Source organism: Janthinobacterium sp. GW821-FHT03C10, from assembly GCF_059420865.1.
In genome coordinates this window covers 1,556,016-1,572,587 of record NZ_JBWKUN010000001.1, presented here as the reverse complement: position 1 = coordinate 1,572,587, position 16,572 = coordinate 1,556,016, and the positions used below count along the sequence as shown (strand labels likewise).

Annotated in this window: 15 protein-coding genes; 6 read left to right on the top strand and 9 right to left on the bottom strand. The window is 63.8% G+C overall.

The genetic code is table 11. The features are described from left to right. Positions 1 to 19 precede the first annotated feature (19 nt). Genes AC07VH_RS06745 through AC07VH_RS06730 form a run of 4 tightly spaced genes read left to right on the top strand, consistent with a single transcriptional unit; the run spans position 20 to position 4,471 of the window. Positions 20 to 1,168 (top strand): ABC transporter ATP-binding protein, encoded by a 1,149-nt coding sequence (locus AC07VH_RS06745; RefSeq protein ID WP_494788226.1) that lies wholly within the window; start codon positions 20 to 22, stop codon positions 1,166 to 1,168. Positions 1,169 to 1,175: 7 nt separating this feature from the next. Then, positions 1,176 to 2,105 (top strand): ABC transporter permease subunit, encoded by a 930-nt coding sequence (locus AC07VH_RS06740; RefSeq protein ID WP_494788227.1) that lies wholly within the window; start codon positions 1,176 to 1,178, stop codon positions 2,103 to 2,105. Further along, entirely contained in the window at positions 2,102 to 2,953 is an 852-nt protein-coding gene (locus tag AC07VH_RS06735) for an ABC transporter permease (RefSeq protein ID WP_493044974.1), read from the top strand. The genes AC07VH_RS06740 and AC07VH_RS06735 overlap by 4 nt, the downstream gene beginning before the upstream one ends. A 30-nt stretch (positions 2,954 to 2,983) precedes the next feature. Beyond that, a complete protein-coding gene (locus tag AC07VH_RS06730; protein ID WP_494788228.1) occupies positions 2,984 to 4,471 on the top strand; it encodes an aldehyde dehydrogenase in 1,488 nt (495 codons plus the stop codon). A gap of 160 nt (positions 4,472 to 4,631) precedes the next feature. On the opposite strand, the gene panB is transcribed toward AC07VH_RS06730, so the two are convergent. The 6 genes from panB to AC07VH_RS06700 form a co-directional block, all read right to left on the bottom strand. Then, a complete protein-coding gene (gene panB / locus AC07VH_RS06725) occupies positions 4,632 to 5,507 on the bottom strand; it encodes a 3-methyl-2-oxobutanoate hydroxymethyltransferase (RefSeq protein WP_494788229.1) in 876 nt (291 codons plus the stop codon). Between the two features lie 110 nt (positions 5,508 to 5,617). Continuing rightward, entirely contained in the window at positions 5,618 to 6,094 is a 477-nt protein-coding gene (folK, locus tag AC07VH_RS06720; protein ID WP_494788230.1) for a 2-amino-4-hydroxy-6-hydroxymethyldihydropteridine diphosphokinase, read from the bottom strand. Next, entirely contained in the window at positions 6,094 to 7,464 is a 1,371-nt protein-coding gene (gene pcnB / locus AC07VH_RS06715; protein ID WP_475417510.1) for a polynucleotide adenylyltransferase PcnB, read from the bottom strand. Before pcnB ends, folK begins: the two co-directional genes overlap by 1 nt. Then, positions 7,457 to 8,128 (bottom strand): histidinol-phosphatase, encoded by a 672-nt coding sequence (locus AC07VH_RS06710; protein WP_489630752.1) that lies wholly within the window; start codon positions 8,126 to 8,128, stop codon positions 7,457 to 7,459. Before AC07VH_RS06710 ends, pcnB begins: the two co-directional genes overlap by 8 nt. Beyond that, on the bottom strand, positions 8,128 to 8,796 hold the full coding sequence (gene hda, locus AC07VH_RS06705; RefSeq protein ID WP_230539092.1) for a DnaA regulatory inactivator Hda: 669 nt from the start codon (positions 8,794 to 8,796) through the stop codon (positions 8,128 to 8,130). Before hda ends, AC07VH_RS06710 begins: the two co-directional genes overlap by 1 nt. Before the next feature lie 76 nt (positions 8,797 to 8,872). After that, complete coding sequence (locus AC07VH_RS06700; protein WP_494788231.1) at positions 8,873 to 9,955, bottom strand: AI-2E family transporter; 1,083 nt, start codon at positions 9,953 to 9,955, stop codon at positions 8,873 to 8,875. A 188-nt stretch (positions 9,956 to 10,143) separates the two neighbouring features. On the opposite strand from AC07VH_RS06700, the gene purM reads away from it, so the two are divergent. Beyond that, entirely contained in the window at positions 10,144 to 11,187 is a 1,044-nt protein-coding gene (gene purM / locus AC07VH_RS06695) for a phosphoribosylformylglycinamidine cyclo-ligase (protein ID WP_494788232.1), read from the top strand. Between the two features lie 65 nt (positions 11,188 to 11,252). Here the strand turns inward: purM and AC07VH_RS06690 are convergent, their stop codons facing one another. Next, positions 11,253 to 12,530 (bottom strand): MFS transporter, encoded by a 1,278-nt coding sequence (locus AC07VH_RS06690; protein WP_475417543.1) that lies wholly within the window; start codon positions 12,528 to 12,530, stop codon positions 11,253 to 11,255. Positions 12,531 to 12,702: 172 nt separating this feature from the next. Next, a complete protein-coding gene (locus AC07VH_RS06685; protein WP_494788233.1) occupies positions 12,703 to 14,319 on the bottom strand; it encodes a GMC family oxidoreductase in 1,617 nt (538 codons plus the stop codon). Between the two features lie 163 nt (positions 14,320 to 14,482). Between AC07VH_RS06685 and AC07VH_RS06680 the strand changes: the two genes are divergently transcribed. After that, positions 14,483 to 15,331, top strand: a complete 849-nt coding sequence (locus AC07VH_RS06680; RefSeq protein WP_494788234.1) for an IclR family transcriptional regulator — start codon at positions 14,483 to 14,485, stop codon at positions 15,329 to 15,331. Here the strand turns inward: AC07VH_RS06680 and AC07VH_RS06675 are convergent. After that, on the bottom strand, positions 15,328 to 16,542 hold the full coding sequence (locus tag AC07VH_RS06675; RefSeq protein WP_494788235.1) for a 6-phosphofructokinase: 1,215 nt from the start codon (positions 16,540 to 16,542) through the stop codon (positions 15,328 to 15,330). The two genes, AC07VH_RS06680 and AC07VH_RS06675, sit on opposite strands and share 4 nt — an antisense overlap. Positions 16,543 to 16,572: the final 30 nt, after the last annotated feature.

Below are 16,572 nucleotides of genomic sequence, written 5' to 3'. Positions count from 1 at the left end.
ACCCAGAAGCTACCCACACATGACGATAGCAACACCTGCCGCGTCGGCCAGCGACGCCCAAGCGCCTTTCTTGCTGATTGATCAGCTGGTCAAGGAATTCGATGGCGTGCGCGCCGTCGATGGTATTTCCGTGACGATCAACAAGGGCGAGATCTTTGCCCTGCTGGGCAGTTCAGGTTGCGGCAAGTCGACCCTGCTGCGCATGCTGGCCGGCTTCGAGACGCCGACCTCGGGGCGCATCGCCCTGGCGGGCAACAGCATCGTCGACGTGCCGCCGCACCAGCGGCCCATCAACATGATGTTCCAGTCGTACGCGCTGTTCCCCCATTTGTCCGTGTGGGACAACATCGCCTTCGGCCTGCGCCGCGACGGCTTGCCGAAAGCGGAAGTGGCGGCGCGGGTCGAGCAGATGCTGGCGCTGGTGCAGCTGGGGCAGTATGCGAAGCGCAAGCCGCACCAGCTGTCGGGCGGGCAGCAGCAGCGCGTGGCGCTGGCGCGCAGCCTGGCCAAGCGGCCGCAATTGCTGCTGCTCGACGAGCCGCTGGGCGCGCTGGATAAAAAACTGCGCGAACGCACGCAGATGGAACTGGTCAACATCATCGAGCAGGTGGGCGTCACGTGCGTGATGGTCACGCACGACCAGGACGAGGCCATGAGCATGGCCACGCGCATCGCCGTCATGAGCGAAGGGCGCATCCTGCAGGTGGGCGCGCCGGGCGAAATCTACGAGACGCCGAACTGCCGCTTCGTCGCCGACTTCATCGGCAGCGTCAACCTGTTCGACGGCCGTATCACGGAAGACGAACCCGATCACGTGGTCATCGACACGCCCGATGGCCGCCACTATGTCGCGCATGGCATCACGGGCAACCTGGGCATGGACGTGTCGGTGGCCGTGCGCCCCGAAAAGATCGGCATCCAGATCGCGCCGCCCGCCTTGGACGAGCGCGCGTCACCAAAGGAACACGGCTACAACTGCGCCCAGGGCGTGATCGTCGCCATGGCGTATTTTGGCAATGAAACCAGCTACCACGTGCGCCTCGACAGCGGTACGGTGGTGAAAGTCTCGCGCACCAACGCGGCCCGCCACGACGCCGCGCGCCTCGAGCGCGAACAGCGCGTGTGGGTGTGGTGGGACGGCGCCGACATCGTCGTGCTGACCAGCTGAGGCCATCATGACGTCCATTCTGCAATCGCTGCGCAAGCTCGTCATCCTGCGTTGGGTCACTGGGCGCACCGCCGTCATCGCCGTGCCCGCGCTGTTCCTGACGGCCGCCTTTCTGGTGCCCTTCCTGATCGTGCTGCGCATCAGCCTGTCCGACATGGATACGGCGGGCAGCCCGTTCGGCGGCCTGCTGTCGTACGTCGACGGCATCGTCGTGCTGAAGGTGAAAATCGCCAACTACCTGTTCATCGCCGCCGACGAACTGTATCTGCTCACCTACCTCAGTTCCATCAAGTACGCGGCCATCACCACGGCCATCTGCCTGTTCATCGGCTACCCGTTCGCCTACTTCATGGCGCGCGCCAGGCCGTCCATCCGCCCCGTGCTGATGATGCTGGTGATGCTGCCGTTCTGGACTTCGTTCCTGCTGCGCGTGTATGCGTGGAAGGGCATCCTGGCCAACCACGGCTTGCTCAACGATCTCTTGATCGCGCTGGGCGTGGTGAGCGAACCGCTGCACATGATGAATACCTCGTTTTCGCTGGTCGTCGGCATGGTGTATGCCTATCTGCCGTTCATGATCCTGCCCCTGTACGCCAATCTGGTCAAAATGGACGTGCGCTTCCTGGAAGCGGCTGCCGACCTGGGCGCCACGCCCTTGCAGGCGTTCTGGCGCATCACCGTGCCGCTGTCGAAGTCGGGCATCATCGCCGGCGCCATGCTGGTCTTCATTCCGTCCGTCGGCGAATACGTGATTCCCGAGCTGCTGGGCGGTCCGGAAACCCTGATGATCGGCAGAGTGCTGTGGGATGAATATTTCACGAATAACGACTGGGCCATGGCCTCATCCGTGACGGTGCTGGTGATCCTGCTGATCCTCGTGCCGATGGCCATTTTTAACAAATACAAGACCGACCAGGACGCGGAGGAGCGCACATGAACGGACGTACCTTCCTGCAGCGCTGGTTCGGGCGCGGCTGGCTCTCGCTGGGCTATCTGTTCCTGTACCTGCCCATCATCGTGCTGATCGTCTTCTCGTTCAACAGCTCGCGCCAGGACATGGTGTGGAGCGGCTTTTCGCTGCGCTGGTACAGCGAGTTGATGAACGATGCGGAAATCATCTCGGGCTTCGGTTTATCCCTGAAGATCGCCTTCATGTCGGCGACGTCTTCCGTCATCCTCGGTACCTTCGCCGCCTTTGCCTTGACCAGCTACCAGCGCTTCCGCGGCCGCACGGTGTTTTCCGCCATGGTCAGCGCGCCCTTGGTGATGCCGGAAGTGATCATCGGCCTGTCGCTGCTGCTGATGCTGGTGTCCATGCAAAAGGTCTTCGGTTTTCCCGAGCGGGGCGTGCTGACCATCTGGCTGGGTCACACCCTGCTGGGCATGGCGTATGCGGCCGTGGTGGTGCAATCGCGCCTGCAGGAAATGAGCAAGTCGCTGGCGGAAGCGGCCATGGACCTCGGTTGCCGCGCGCACCAGGTGTTCTTCCTCGTGACCCTGCCGAACATCACGCAGGCATTGGCCTCGGCCTGGCTGCTGACGTTTACCCTGTCGCTGGACGACGTGGTGCTGTCCGCTTTCCTGTCCGGTCCCGGTTCGACGACGATGCCGCTGGTGATCTTCTCGCGCGCGCGTCTGGGACTCGACCCGCGCGTCAATGCGATCGCCGCGCTGACGATCCTCGTCGTGACGCTCGCCGTGATCGCGTATGCCGTGATGCTGGCGCGCGCCGACCGCAGACGCCGCAAGCAGATGTCCGCGGCGTATTCGGCGGACCAGGAGTAAGCTGCTTGTAAACTGACACAGGAGACGACCATGACGGAAAACACCAGCTGGCACGCACGGGCCGCAGAGATCAAGATCGATGGCCGCGCTGTCATCAACGGCGAACGGGTCGCGGCCAGGTCCGGCCAGACTTTCGACAATCTGTCGCCCATCGACGGACGTCTGCTGGGGCAGGTGGCCCGCTGCGACGGCGCCGACGTGGAGGCGGCCGTGCAGGCCGCGCGCGCCGCCTTTGACGACCGCCGCTGGGCCGGTAAATCGCCGGCGCAGCGCAAGCGGATATTGATCAAGTTCGCCGACCTGGTGCAGAAATACGGTTCCGAACTGGCCCTGCTGGAAACCCTGGACATGGGTAAACCGATCAAGTACAGCCAGAGCGTGGACGTGGGCGCCACGGCCAACTGCCTGCGCTGGTACGGCGAGGCGATCGACAAGGTCTACGATGAAATCGCCCCGACACCCGCCAACAGCCTGGCCCTGATCACGCGCGAACCGGTGGGCGTCGTCGCCGCCATCGTGCCGTGGAACTACCCGATGATCATGGCCGCCTGGAAGATCGCGCCCGCCCTCGCGGCCGGCAACAGCGTGATATTGAAGCCGTCCGAGAAATCGCCATTGACGGCGCTGCGCCTGGCCGACATCGCGCTCGAAGCGGGCGTGCCGGCGGGCGTGTTCAACGTGCTGCCAGGCTACGGCAACGAGGCCGGCGCCGCGCTGGCGCTGCACATGGACGTCGATTGCATCGGCTTTACGGGTTCCACGCGCACGGGGAAACTGATCGTGCAGATGGCGGGCCAGTCGAATCTGAAACGGGCGTGGACGGAACTGGGCGGCAAGTCCGCCAACATCGTGTGCGCCGATTGCCCGGACCTGGACAAGGCCGTGGCGGCCGCCGTCGGTTCCATCTTCTTCAACCAGGGCGAAAGCTGCAATGCGCCATCGCGTCTGTTCGTGGAAGAGTCGATCAAGGAAGAATTTGTCGCCAAGGCGCTGGCCATGCTGCCGCGCTTCCAGCCAGGCGACCCGCTCGATGAAGCCACCGTCATGGGCGCCATCGTCGATGCCACGCAGATGCAGACGGTGATGGGCTATATCGCGGCCGGCAAGAGCGAAGGTGCGCAGCTGCTGGGCGGCGGCGAGGCCGTGCGCCTTGATACGGGCGGCTACTACGTACAGCCCACCATCTTCGGCGTGGACGCCGGCATGACGATCGCGCGCGAAGAGATCTTCGGGCCGGTGCTGTCCGTGCTGGGCTTTACGGATATCGCGGAAGCCATCAAGCAGGCAAATGCCACGCCCTACGGCTTGCAGGCGGCCGTGTGGACCTCGGACATCAGCAAGGCCATCCAGACGGCGCGCGCCCTGCGCGCCGGCACCGTGCACGTCAACCAGTACGACGGCGACGACATCACCGTGCCGTTCGGCGGCTACAAGCAGTCGGGCAACGGGCGTGACAAGTCATTGCACGCGCTGGACAAGTACACGGAACTGAAGACGACGTGGATACAGGTGGGATAGGGATTTGCGCCTGCGGTGTTGTCGGATTACGGCCTGCGGCCTAATCCGACCTACCCGACCTACCCGACCTACCCGACCTACCTGACCTATAGCGTGGATGGTTTCGTAGGTCGGCTTAGCGCGCAGCGCGTAAGCCGACTTAGACGTAAAACAAACTACATCAGAAGCAGTGTTCCAGCGCCGGGAAGCTGCCATCCTTGACGGCTTTGACGTAGCCGGTGACGGCGTCGTCGATGCTGGTCGCGCCTTCCATGAAGTTGCGCACGAAGCGCGCCTTGCGGCCTGGGAAGACGCCCAGCATGTCGTGCATGACGAGGACCTGGCCCGAGCAGTCGGGACCGGCGCCGATGCCGATGGTGGGAATCGTCAGCATGTCGGTCACTTCCTTGCCCAGCTGCGACGGCATGGCTTCCATCAGCACGATGGCGGCGCCCGCGTTTTGCAGCACCAGCGCGTCGTTCTTCAGTTCGGCGGCGCTTTCCGTGCTCTTGCCCTGCACCTTATAACCGCCCAGCTGGTGCACGAATTGCGGCGTCAGGCCGATGTGGGCGCAGATGGGGATGCCGCGCTCGGTGAGGAAACGGACGGTCTCGGCCAGCCAGGCGCCGCCTTCGATCTTGATCATGTGCGCGCCCGCCTGCATCAGGATGACGGCGTTGGTGTAAGCCGTTTCAGGCGTGCCGTACGCGCCGAACGGCAGGTCGGACAGGATCATGGCCGACTTGCTACCGCGCGCGACGGACGCCGTGTGGTAGGCCAGTTCGGCCACGGTGACGGGCAGGGTGGAGTTCAGGCCGTTGCAGACCATGCCGAGCGAATCGCCGATCAGCAGGATCTCCACGCCGCAGCGGTCCATCAGCGACGCGAAGCTGGCGTCATAGCAGGTCAGCATGGAGATCTTTTCACCGGCGGCGCGCAACGTGGCCAGCGTGTGGATGGTCACGGCCTTGTTGGCGACAGGCTTGGATGGCGCCGGCGCCGGTGTGGCGGCCTTGTCTTTTGCGGCCAGATCTGTTCCTTGCAAATAAGCGGACATAGGTATTCTCTAGAGTGAAAGGGGGGTGATGCTATTGCGACGCCGCTAGTGTAGTACTTTATAGGACGGCGTGCAGGGGCGGCATTGTAGTGTATGTCTGGCGCGGCGGCTCAGAGCTGGCTGATGGCCTGGTCCGCCACGCCCGCCAGATAGCCTTGCGCGGGGCCGCGTCCTGGCACGGCGATGTCGGGCGCCAGGGCCAGCAGTGGCACCAGCACGAAGGCGCGCTCCGTCAGGCGCGGATGGGGCACCGTCAGTGTGGCGCTGGCGATCTGCTCATCGCCGTACAGCAGCAAGTCCAGGTCCAGGGTGCGCGGGGCGTTGCGGTAAGGCCGTTCGCGCCCGTGCGCCGCCTCGATGGCGTGCAGGGCCAGCAGCAGTTCCTCTGCCGGCAGGGTGGTCGTGATGCGCGCCACGGCGTTGATGTAGTCGTCGCCGCTGGAATCGATGGGCGCCGTGCGGTAGCTGGCCGAGGCGTCCAGCAAGCTGGCGCCGGGCAGGCGCGCCAGGCGCGCGATCGCATCCTGCACATTCGCGCGCGCGTCGCCCAGGTTGGCCCCGATGCCGATGTAAGCAATCACTGACATTATTCGCCGTTGGTGCTGCCGGTGGTGGTGCCGCCACCCGTTTTGCTGCGCGTGCTGCGGCGTGGCGGACGCTTCTTCTTGACGGCGCCCGGTGCTGCATTCGCGCTGACGAGCAGCGCTTCGCGCGTTTCCTCGTCGCCTTCATAGAAGGCCGTCCACCATTCGCCGATGTCCATGTCGATCTCGCCCGAGGCGCAGCGCAGCAGCAGGAAGTCGTAGCCGGCGCGGAAGCGCAGGTGTTCGAGCAATTTGTACGGCGCTTTGCCGACGCGGCGCTCGAAGCGGGGCTGCATCGACCAGATGTCGCGCATGTCGGAGCCGATCTTGCGCTGCAGGGCCAGTTTTTCCGTTTGCGAGTCGAGCACGTCGTCGGCCGCCAGGTGCAGCGCGGGGATGGTCGATTCGCCGGCGGCGCGGTAGGCCGTCCATTTTTCCAGCACCTGGTGCCACAGCAGCGAGGCAAACAAAAAGCCCGGCGAGACGGTCTTGCCGGCGGCGATGCGCTGGTCCGTGGCGTCCAGCGCCAGGGTGACGAATTTCGCGCCCAGCGGCTGCTCCAGCACCACGTCGAGCAGCGGCAGCAGGCCGTGATGCAAGCCTTCCTTGCGCAGCTGCTGCAGGCAGGCCAGCGCATGGCCGCTCATCAGGAGCTTGAGCATCTCGTCGAACACACGCGGCGCCGGCACGTTGTTGATCAGTGGCGCCATGACGGGAATCGGCGCAGCCGTGTGCGGCTCGATGGTGAATTTCAGCTTGGCGGCAAAGCGCACCACGCGCAGCATGCGCACGGGGTCTTCGCGGTAGCGTTCTTCCGGCTTGCCGATCATGCGCAGGGTCTTGGCGCGGATGTCTTCCACACCGCCGTGGTAATCGAGCACTTCCTGCGTGGCCGGGTTGTAGTACATGGCGTTGATGGTGAAGTCGCGGCGCAGCGCGTCTTCGTGCTGCAAACCGAAGGTGTTGTCGCGCAGGACGCGGCCATGTTCATCCTTGGGCGCGGAATCGGCGCCGGCGCCGCGGAAGGTCGTCACTTCCAGCAGATCCTGGCCGAACATCACGTGCACGATCTGGAAGCGCTTGCCGATGATGAAGGCGCGGCGGAACAATCGCTTAACCTGTTCCGGCGTGGCGTTGGTGGCGATGTCGAAGTCCTTGGGTTTCACGCCCAGCAGCAGGTCGCGCACGGCGCCGCCGACGACGAAGGCCTCGAAGCCCGCTTCCTGCAGGCTGCTGGTGACGCGGATGGCATTCGACGACACCAGTTTCGGGTCGATTCCGTGTTGCGCGGGACCGAGCACGATGGGTGCTGTGGTGTCGCGCGCTGCCTCTTTTTTAACGCCGAGGATCTTGCGGATGAATTTTTTAATCATTGAATAAGTGGAGTGATGGCCAGCCGTGGAGGGATGCGTGTGCGCTCAAAGCGGTGTTGGGGTTGGTCGCGACCGGGTGGGTCACGACCGACAGCAGGGGAATGTCGTTGTGCGAATCGCTGTAAAAATAGCTGCGCTCGAACTGCCCCAGTTCCTTGCCCATCTTTTCCAGCCAGGCATGGGTGTGGGTCAGCTTGCCCGCGCCCAGGGTCGGCGTGCCCACCAGCTTGCCCGTGACATTGCCTTCGTCGTCATATTCGGGCATGGCGGCCAGCAGGTGTTCGACGCCCAGTGCATCGGCGATGGGTTTGGTGATGAAATGGTTGGTGGCCGTGACGATGGCCAGCAGGTCGCCCGCGTCCTGGTGTTGCTTGATCAGCGCCACGACTTCCGGGCGGATGGCCGGCAAGACCACTTCGGCCATGAATTGGCGGTGCAGCGCTTCCAGGCGTTCGCGCGGGAATTGCGCCAGGGTGCCGAGCGAGAATTCCAGGTACTCCACCGGATCGAGCGTGCCGGCCTGGTATTGCGCGAAAAATTCGTCGTTGCGGCGGGTGAATTCGGCGGCGTCCACGGCACCGATGCGTACCAGGAATTCGCCCCACTCGTGATCCGAGTCGATGGGCAGCAGGGTGTGGTCGAGGTCAAACAGGGCCAGATTCATCATTCTTTCGCTTCCGCCTGCAGCAACTCGCGCAATAATGGCAAGGTGATCGGGCGTTGGGTTTCAAGGGAGTAGAGGTCGAGAGAGTCCAGCATCGTCGACAGCGAACGCATGTCGCGCCGGAAATGGGACAGCAGATAGGGTAACACGCCGGGCGACAAGGTCAAGCCGCGGGTGGTGGCCGCCTGGGTCAGGGCGGCGATTTTTTCATCGTCCGTCAAGCCGTGGATCTGGTAGATCAGGCCCCAGCCCATGCGCGTGCGCAAGTCTTCGCGCACGGGCAGCACGGCCGGCGGCACGGCGCCGCTGCACACCATGAACGCCTGGTTGGCGCGGATTTCATTGAACAGGGCAAAGGCGTCGATCTGCGCCAGCGGCGACAGTTTTTCGCAGTCGTCGAGCAGGTACAGGTCCACGTCAGGCGAGTACACGAATTCGGACTCGATCGAGAACGGCGAAATGTAGCGCGCGCGCTCGGTGCTGGCCAGGGCCTTGAGCAGGTGGCTCTTGCCGGCGGCCAGTTCGCCCCACAGGTAGGCAAAATGTTCGCGCGACGTGCGTGCGGCGAACTGGCGCATCAGCTGCGCCACTTCGGCATTCTGTCCCACCTCGAAGGTATCGAGGCTGTGCGCCTGGTCTGTGCCTAAATCGAGCACCAGTTGTTTCATGGCGTACGCCTTGTCCTGTTTTTCATTACTGCATGTGCATCGTGGTATTGCTAGGTTGATATGATATCCGCTTTTACTAGGTATTATAGAAGCTGCTGGTGAGGTAGTGGCGTCTTAGATGCTTAAAAGCGACCATCAGGACGGCAGAAGCGGGTAAAGCGAGCAAAACGCCGACGAAACCGAACAATTGTCCGAACGCTAATAAGGCAAAGATCACGGCCAGCGGGTTCAGGCCGATGCGCTCGCCCACCAGGCGTGGCGTGAGGAAAAAGCCCTCGATGACCTGGCCGCAGCCATAGATGACGGCCACGGCGATGACGCCGCTCCAGTCGGCAAACTGCAGCAGGGCGGCGATCAGCGCCAGCATCAGGCCCAGGCCGAAGCCCAGGTAGGGGATGAACACCAGCAAGCCCGTGATGATGCCCACGGGCAATGCCACTTCAAAACCGGCGATGGCCAGCGCCACCGAGTAATAGGTGGCCAGCACCAGCATCACGAGCAACTGGCCGCGCAGGTATTGCGCCAGCAGGGTGTCGACCTCTTGCGCCATGCTCACCGTGCGGCCGACCCAGCGGCGCGGCACGGCGCCGGCGATGCGCGCCAGCATGGGATGCCAGTCCAGCAACAGATAGAACAGCACCACGGGAATGAGCACCACGGTGGCCAGCCAGCCCAGCACGGCCGTGCCGCCGATACGGGCCGAGGCGAGTACCGTGCTCCAGATTTCATCGCCGCTGGTGGCCATCTGCTGGCTCAGCATGCGTTTGATGCCCGTGCCGTCGAGGCGCACGCGGATGCCCAGGTCGCGCAGTTTCGGCGCCAGGAACTCGTTCGCCTTGCTCAGGAATTGGGGAATCTGCGCCTGCAGCAGGGGGATTTCCTTTTGCAGCACAGGCACGACGATCAGCACCAGCGCCGTAATGGCGAGGAAAAACAACACTACGACGACCAGCACGGCCAGCGGACGGGGCACGTAAAAGCGCCGGTAATGCAGGCGCTGCAAGCGGTCGACGCCGGGATTGAGCACGTAGGCGAGGATGGCGGCGGCCAGGAAGGGCGTCAGGATGGGGCCCAGGCTGACGAGCAGCAGCAAGAATGCCAGCCAGACCGCGATCCAAAATGCTGTTTGCTTCTGTTCGGCGGTGACGGCGAATGGCATGGAGTTTGTGTTGTTGCGTTAAAAAAAGGCAGTTAATTACGAAATGGCGGGGCAGTTTGATAAAATAGCGTCTTGATCGACCGAATTCACCCGCTGGCGCCCTGCCGCACGATGTTGAAGAACATGCTTGCGCGCGCGTGCCGGCGGGTATCCGCCTTCTATTTTACCGCCTCCGCTGCCACCACACCATGAACCAGACTTCTAATGTTTCCCTTTCCTACCGTGACGCTGGCGTCGATATCGACGCAGGCGACGCTTTAGTCGAAGCAATCAAGCCGTTTGCCAAGCGCACCCTGCGCGAAGGCGTGATGGGCGGCCTGGGCGGTTTTGGCGCCATGTTTGAAATCAGCAAGAAGTACAAGGAACCGGTGCTGGTCTCCGGTACCGACGGCGTCGGCACGAAATTGCGCCTGGCGTTCGAACTGAACCGCCATGACACGGTCGGCATCGACCTCGTCGCCATGAGCGTCAACGACATCCTGGTGCAAGGCGCCGAACCGCTGTTCTTCCTCGACTATTTTGCCTGCGGCAAGCTGGACGTGGCCATCGCCACCGACGTCATCAAGGGCATCGCCCAAGGTTGCGAACAGGCGGGTTGCGCGCTGATCGGCGGCGAAACGGCGGAAATGCCGAGCATGTACCCGGCCGGCGAATACGACCTGGCAGGTTTTGCCGTCGGCGCCGTGGAAAAATCGAAAATCATCGACGGCACCAAGATCGCTCCGGGCGACGTGGTGCTGGGCCTGGCCTCGTCGGGCGTGCACTCGAACGGTTACTCGCTTGTGCGCAAGATCATCGAAGTGGTAAAACCGGACCTGGAAGGCGACTTCCATGGCCGTAAGCTGGCCGACGTGCTGATGCAGCCGACGCGCATCTACGTCAAGCCGCTGCTGGCGCTGATGGATGCCATGGAAGTCAAAGGCATGGTGCACATCACCGGCGGCGGCCTGGTGGAAAACATCCCGCGCGTGCTGCAGCCCGGCCTGGTGGCCGAACTGGACTCGAAGGCATGGACCATGCCGCCGCTGTTCACGTGGCTGCAACAGCACGGCGGCGTGGCTGACGCCGAGATGCACCGCGTCTTCAACTGCGGCATCGGCATGACCGTCATCGTCTCGCAGGAAAACGCCGACGCGGCCATCGCGCAATTGCAAGCGGCCGGCGAAACCGTCTCACGCATCGGCACCATCCGCGCCCGCGTGGGCGACGAGCATCAAACCATTGTTATCTAAGCTGTAGCTTGAACAAACAAGGCAGGCGCTCGCAAGAGGCCTGCCTTTTTTTGCGCCGCGATATCTTACCGCGCGTGCGCCGGTTTCATGCGGCCGTCCGGCTGCGAGCCTCCTTTCCCGATCATGGCCACGCTGACGGCCGAGACGAGGGAGGCGAACAGGATGTAGCCGACGATGTGCCATGGCTCGCCATTGCCCGTCTTGAGCAGGTAGGTGGCGATGATGGGCGTCAGGCCGCTGGCGAAGATGCCGGAGAACTGGTACACGAAGGAGATGCCCGTGTAGCGCACCTTGGCGTCGAACAGGTCGCAGAACAGGGCCGCTTCCGGGCCGTACACGGCCGAATACAGCACGCCCAGCGGGATGATCACGGAACACCACAGCAGCAGCGGATTGTCGGCGTGGTGCAGCATGATCCAGAAGGCGGGGATGGCCGACACGCCCGTGATCAAGGAGCCCCAGAAAAACACCTTGCTGCGGCCGATGCGGTCCGACAGCCGGCCGAAGAAGGGGATGCAGAAGCACATCACGACGGCCGACGCCATCACGCCCATCAGCGCTTCCGTGCGGTCTATCTTGATGGTGTTGGTCAGATAGGTGATGGAAAACACGCCGAAGATATTGAAGAACACGCCGTCGATATAGCGCGCGCCCATGCCTTTTAATACATTGCCCGGATAGCGCTTCAGCAGGTCGAAGAATGGAATCTGCGTCTCCGCGTTCTTTTCCTTGACGGCCTGGAACTCCGGCGTTTCCATCACGTTCAGGCGTATCCACATGCCGATGAAGACGAGGGCGGCCGACAGGATGAAGGCCACGCGCCAGCCCCACGAGAGGAATTGCGCATCCGTCAGGCTGTACGACAGGATCGCCACCACGCCCGACGCGAGGCACAGGCCGATGGCCAGGCCGATCTGCGGCAGGCTGGCGTAGAAGCCGCGGTCCTTTGGCGGCGCATATTCATACGCCATCAGCACGGCGCCGCCCCATTCGCCGCCAAGGCCGATGCCTTGCAGCACGCGCAGGAACAGCAGCAATCCCGGCGCCCAGTAGCCGATGTGGTCATAGGTCGGCAGCACGCCGATCAGGAAAGTGGAGATGCCCATGATCATCAGGGTCATCACCAGCATGCTCTTGCGGCCGATCTTGTCGCCGAAGTGGCCGAAGATCACGCCGCCGATGGGGCGCGACAGAAAGCCCACGGCGAAGGTGCCGTAGGCCAGCATGGTCGAGACGAGCGGATCGCCGCCCGGGAAATACAGTTTGCTGAACACGATGCCGGCCACGACGCCGTATAAAAAGAAGTCGTACCACTCGATGGTGGCACCGATCACGCTGGCCATCACGACTTTCCGCAGCTCTTGGGCTTTTTTCGGATTGTTGGGATTGTTGTCCATATCTAGTCTCCAATCGATATCGATTATGTGTTTGATGCCTGGCTTGTCGCCGGGTCATTGGAGGCGGGGCCGCCTGCCCGCCGCTGACATCCTCCTTGCCGGAAATGGAATGGGTGGGTCAGGCCGCCTGCGGCAGCCGCACGGCGTCCGCCAGGATCATGTCGGCCGCTTTTTCGGCGATCATGATGGTGGGCGCGTTCGTATTGCCCGAGACGATTTCCGGCATGATCGACGCATCGACCACGCGCAGGTTCTGCATGCCGTGCACGCGCAGGCGGTCGTCGACGACTGCCATGGCGTCGTGGCCCATCTTGCAGGTGCCGCTCGGGTGGTAGATCGACTGGCTGAAGCGCCGCGCCGCGTCCAGCAGCTGCGCATCCGTCTCGAACTGCGGGCCGGGCACGAATTCGGAAATGATGTGCGGCGCCAGCGACGGGGCGGCGGCGATCCTGCGGGCCACGCGCAGGGCGGCGATCGCCGTGCGCTGGTCGCGCGGGTCGGACAGGTAGTTCGGGTAGATGCCCGGATAGGCGAGGGGATCGGCGGACTTGATCGATACGTGGCCGCGGCTGTGCGGGCGCAGCTGGCACACGGACGACGTAAACGCGGAAAACGGATGCGCGCCTTCGCCCGGCTTGTCGGCGCTCAGCGGCTGCATGTGGAACTGGATGTCGGGCCGCTCCACCTCGGGCGAGGATCGGGTAAACACCGTCACCTGGCTGGCCGCCAGGGTGAGGGGGCCGGAGCGGGAAAACACGTATTGCATGCCCACCCACAGCTTGCCCCACAGGCTGTTGACTTCATCGTTCAGGGTTTTCAGCCGCGTCTTGAAGACGAGGCGGATTTGCAGGTGGTCTTGCAGGTTCTGTCCCACGCCGGGCAAGTCGTGCACGAGCGGCACGCCCACTTTATCGAGCAAGGCGCGCGGACCCACGCCCGAGCATTGCAGGATTTGCGGCGAGCCGATGGCGCCCGCGCATAAAATCACTTCTCCGCTGGCGCGCGCCTGGCGCAGCTGGCCATCCTGCCGGAACTCGATGCCGACGGCGCGCTTTCCCTCGAACAGCACGCGCGTGATCTGCGCGCGCACTTCCACGCGCAGGTTGGCGCGCTTGCGGGCGGGGCGCAAAAAGGCCTTGGCCGTGCTCCAGCGCAAGCCCTTGCTGGCCGTTTGCTGGAAGTAGCCGACGCCTTCCTGCGTGGCGCCGTTGTAATCGGCATTGAAGGGGATGCCGCTTTCCGTGGCGCCGGCAATGAAGTGTTCGGCGATGGGGCGGCGCAGGCGCAGGTCCGACACCTTCAACGGGCCGCCCACGCCGTGGTAGTCGCTGGCGCCGCGTTCCTGGTCTTCCGATTTTTTAAAATAGGGCAGCACCTCGGCATAGCTCCAGCCTGCGTTGCCCAGTTCGGCCCAGCGGTCGTAATCCTCTTTCTGTCCGCGCACATACAGCAAGCCGTTGAGCGAGCTGGAGCCGCCCAGGACCTTGCCGCGCGGCCATTGCAACTGGCGTCCGGCGATGCCGGCATCCGCTTCCGTGCGGTAGCACCAGTCCAGCTTCGGGTCGTGCATGGTCTTGAAATAGCCGACCGGCACGTGTATCCAGGGATTGTTGTCCTTGCCGCCCGCTTCCAGCAGCAATACCCGGTGGTTGCTGTCGTGCGACAGGCGGTTGGCCAGCACGCAGCCGGCGGAACCGGCGCCGACGACGATGTAATCGTAGTGTGTTTGCAACATGGTGCTTGTCTCCTGCGTTGCGGTATCGCACCACCTCGGCGGGCGTTTTTTGCGATACACTGGTCTTTATTGGTTATTTTTGGAACGTCTGGTTCCATTTATAAAAGACGTGCTGCACAGGGACAAGCGGAAACCGCCGCATACGCGAGAGGTGAAACAGAACATGCATGATGCGTTTCAAAAACGGCCGGCCGAGGCCGAAGAAGACAGCCCGGCGGGGGGCGCGGTAACTGCCAGCCCGGCGGCCAGCCATGGCGACGAGGCGCGCGGCTTGCGCGTGCTGCGCCTGATCGAGCACCTGGCCAGCGCCAGCCAGCCCTTGACCCTGTCGCAGCTGGCCGCGCGCATGCAGGTGCCCAAGGCCAGCATGATGCGCCTGCTCGATACCCTGGAGCAACATGGCTATGTGCTGCGCACGCCCGTGGGGCGCGGCTATGTACCCGGTGCCGCGTCCACGAACCTGGCGCTGGCGACCCTGCGCAACAATGCCCTGATCCGCGTGAGCCGCAGCATCCTGGGCAGCCTGGTGGCGGCCACGGGCGAGACGTGCAATCTGGCCATTCCCGAGGGCAATGCAATCGTCTACGTGGACCGGGTGGAGACGCAGGAACCGTTGCGCCTGCACCTGGTGCTGGGCACGCGCGCGCCCATGCATTGCACGGCCAGCGGCAAGCTGTTCTTGGCGCACATGAGTTTGCTGGAGCGGCGCGCCTTGCTGGCCATGCTGACCTTGCAGGCGCGCACGCCGAAAAGCATCACGGATCCCGTGCTGCTCGAGCGCGAGATCGTGCGCATCGCCCGCCTGGGCATCGGCATCGACGACGAGGAATTCGTGCACGGCATGGTGGCCGTGGCCGTGCCCATCTGCGCGGCAGACGGGCGTATCGTGGCCGCCGTCGCCTGCCACGCGCCTGTGGCGAGAAAGTCCGTGGAGCAGCTGATGCAGCACGTGCCGCAGTTAAAAGAAGCGGCCGTCAAGCTGCGGCCGCTGCTGCTGGCGGAGTCCAGCTAGGGTTTCAGGACCTTCGCCACCTTGGCGGCCCGCAGGCGGAACGCATCGGGCATGCCCGAGCCCAGCAGCGGGCGCAGATACAGCCGGAAAGCATCGGTGACGTCCGTGCCGCTGGCGCTGATGAACTCGTCTTCCATGGTGCGCGTCTTGCCCGCCACCTCGGTCAGCGGCAGCAACTCGTAGTCGACGGAATAAAAGCCCGTGCGCTTGATGGCGACGGAACCGTCGCGGTCGCCCCACATGGCGAACTGCACCGCCTTTTCGCCCACTTCGCGGGCTTCGCGCTGGTCGACGTCGGAGACGCAGCCGATGAAGGAACGCTGCAGATAGCCGAAGGTATCGCCGCGCACGCGCTTGATACCGAGCTTGGCCTTGATTTCGTCGCACAGCAGGTCGGCCAGCGCGCCCGTGCCGGACAATTGCACGTTGCCATGCGCATCGCGCTCCACTTCCTTGGCGAGCAGGCTGGCGATCGGCTCGCCCGACGCGTCGTGGATGCCTTCCGAGACGGCGATCACGCAGCGGCCGTACTTTTCATACGTGGCCTTCACGTCGGCGAGGAATTGTTCCAGCACGAAGACGCGCTCGGGCAGGTAAATCAGGTGCGGACCATCGTCGGGGAACTTCTTGCCCAGCGCCGAGGCGGCCGTCAGAAAGCCCGCGTGACGGCCCATCACCACGCCCACGTAGACGCCGGGCAAGGCCGCGTTGTCCAGGTTGGCGCCGGCGAACGCCTGCGCGACGAAGCGCGCGGCCGAGGGAAAACCGGGCGTGTGGTCGCTGCCCACCAGGTCGTTGTCGATGGTTTTCGGGATGTGGATGCAGCGCAGCGGATAGCCGGCCTTGTGCGCTTCCTCGCTGACGATGCGCACCGTGTCGGACGAGTCGTTGCCGCCGATGTAAAAGAAATGCTCGATTTCGTGCGCGCGCAGTACTTCGAAGATTTGCTGGCAGTAGGCGATGTCGGGCTTGTCGCGCGTGGAACCGAGCGCAGAGGACGGCGTGGCGGCCACCAGTTCCAGGTTGTGGCTGGTTTCCTGCGTCAGGTCGACGAACTCTTCATTGATGATGCCACGCACGCCGTGCAGGGCGCCGTACACGCGGGTGACGTGCTGAAAACGCCGCGATTCGAGCACCACGCCCACCAGCGACTGGTTGATGACGGCGGTGGGGCCGCCTCCCTGGGCAACAAGAATTTTTCCAGACGGCATGGGATCTCCTCGTAAGTAAAACGGCCCTCC

What these genes read in the sequence shown, in the direction of transcription:
- AC07VH_RS06745 (WP_494788226.1), top strand. Translation starts at nt 20, where the DNA reads ATGACGATAGCAACACCTGCCGCGTCGGCCAGCGACGCCCAAGCGCCT.
- AC07VH_RS06740 (WP_494788227.1), top strand. Translation starts at nt 1,176, where the DNA reads ATGACGTCCATTCTGCAATCGCTGCGCAAGCTCGTCATCCTGCGTTGG.
- AC07VH_RS06735 (WP_493044974.1), top strand. Translation starts at nt 2,102, where the DNA reads ATGAACGGACGTACCTTCCTGCAGCGCTGGTTCGGGCGCGGCTGGCTC.
- AC07VH_RS06730 (WP_494788228.1), top strand. Translation starts at nt 2,984, where the DNA reads ATGACGGAAAACACCAGCTGGCACGCACGGGCCGCAGAGATCAAGATC.
- panB (WP_494788229.1), bottom strand. Translation starts at nt 5,507, where the DNA reads ATGTCCGCTTATTTGCAAGGAACAGATCTGGCCGCAAAAGACAAGGCC.
- folK (WP_494788230.1), bottom strand. Translation starts at nt 6,094, where the DNA reads ATGTCAGTGATTGCTTACATCGGCATCGGGGCCAACCTGGGCGACGCG.
- pcnB (WP_475417510.1), bottom strand. Translation starts at nt 7,464, where the DNA reads ATGATTAAAAAATTCATCCGCAAGATCCTCGGCGTTAAAAAAGAGGCA.
- AC07VH_RS06710 (WP_489630752.1), bottom strand. Translation starts at nt 8,128, where the DNA reads ATGAATCTGGCCCTGTTTGACCTCGACCACACCCTGCTGCCCATCGAC.
- hda (WP_230539092.1), bottom strand. Translation starts at nt 8,796, where the DNA reads ATGAAACAACTGGTGCTCGATTTAGGCACAGACCAGGCGCACAGCCTC.
- AC07VH_RS06700 (WP_494788231.1), bottom strand. Translation starts at nt 9,955, where the DNA reads ATGCCATTCGCCGTCACCGCCGAACAGAAGCAAACAGCATTTTGGATC.
- purM (WP_494788232.1), top strand. Translation starts at nt 10,144, where the DNA reads ATGAACCAGACTTCTAATGTTTCCCTTTCCTACCGTGACGCTGGCGTC.
- AC07VH_RS06690 (WP_475417543.1), bottom strand. Translation starts at nt 12,530, where the DNA reads ATGGCCAGCGTGATCGGTGCCACCATCGAGTGGTACGACTTCTTTTTA.
- AC07VH_RS06685 (WP_494788233.1), bottom strand. Translation starts at nt 14,319, where the DNA reads ATGTTGCAAACACACTACGATTACATCGTCGTCGGCGCCGGTTCCGCC.
- AC07VH_RS06680 (WP_494788234.1), top strand. Translation starts at nt 14,483, where the DNA reads ATGCATGATGCGTTTCAAAAACGGCCGGCCGAGGCCGAAGAAGACAGC.
- AC07VH_RS06675 (WP_494788235.1), bottom strand. Translation starts at nt 16,542, where the DNA reads ATGCCGTCTGGAAAAATTCTTGTTGCCCAGGGAGGCGGCCCCACCGCC.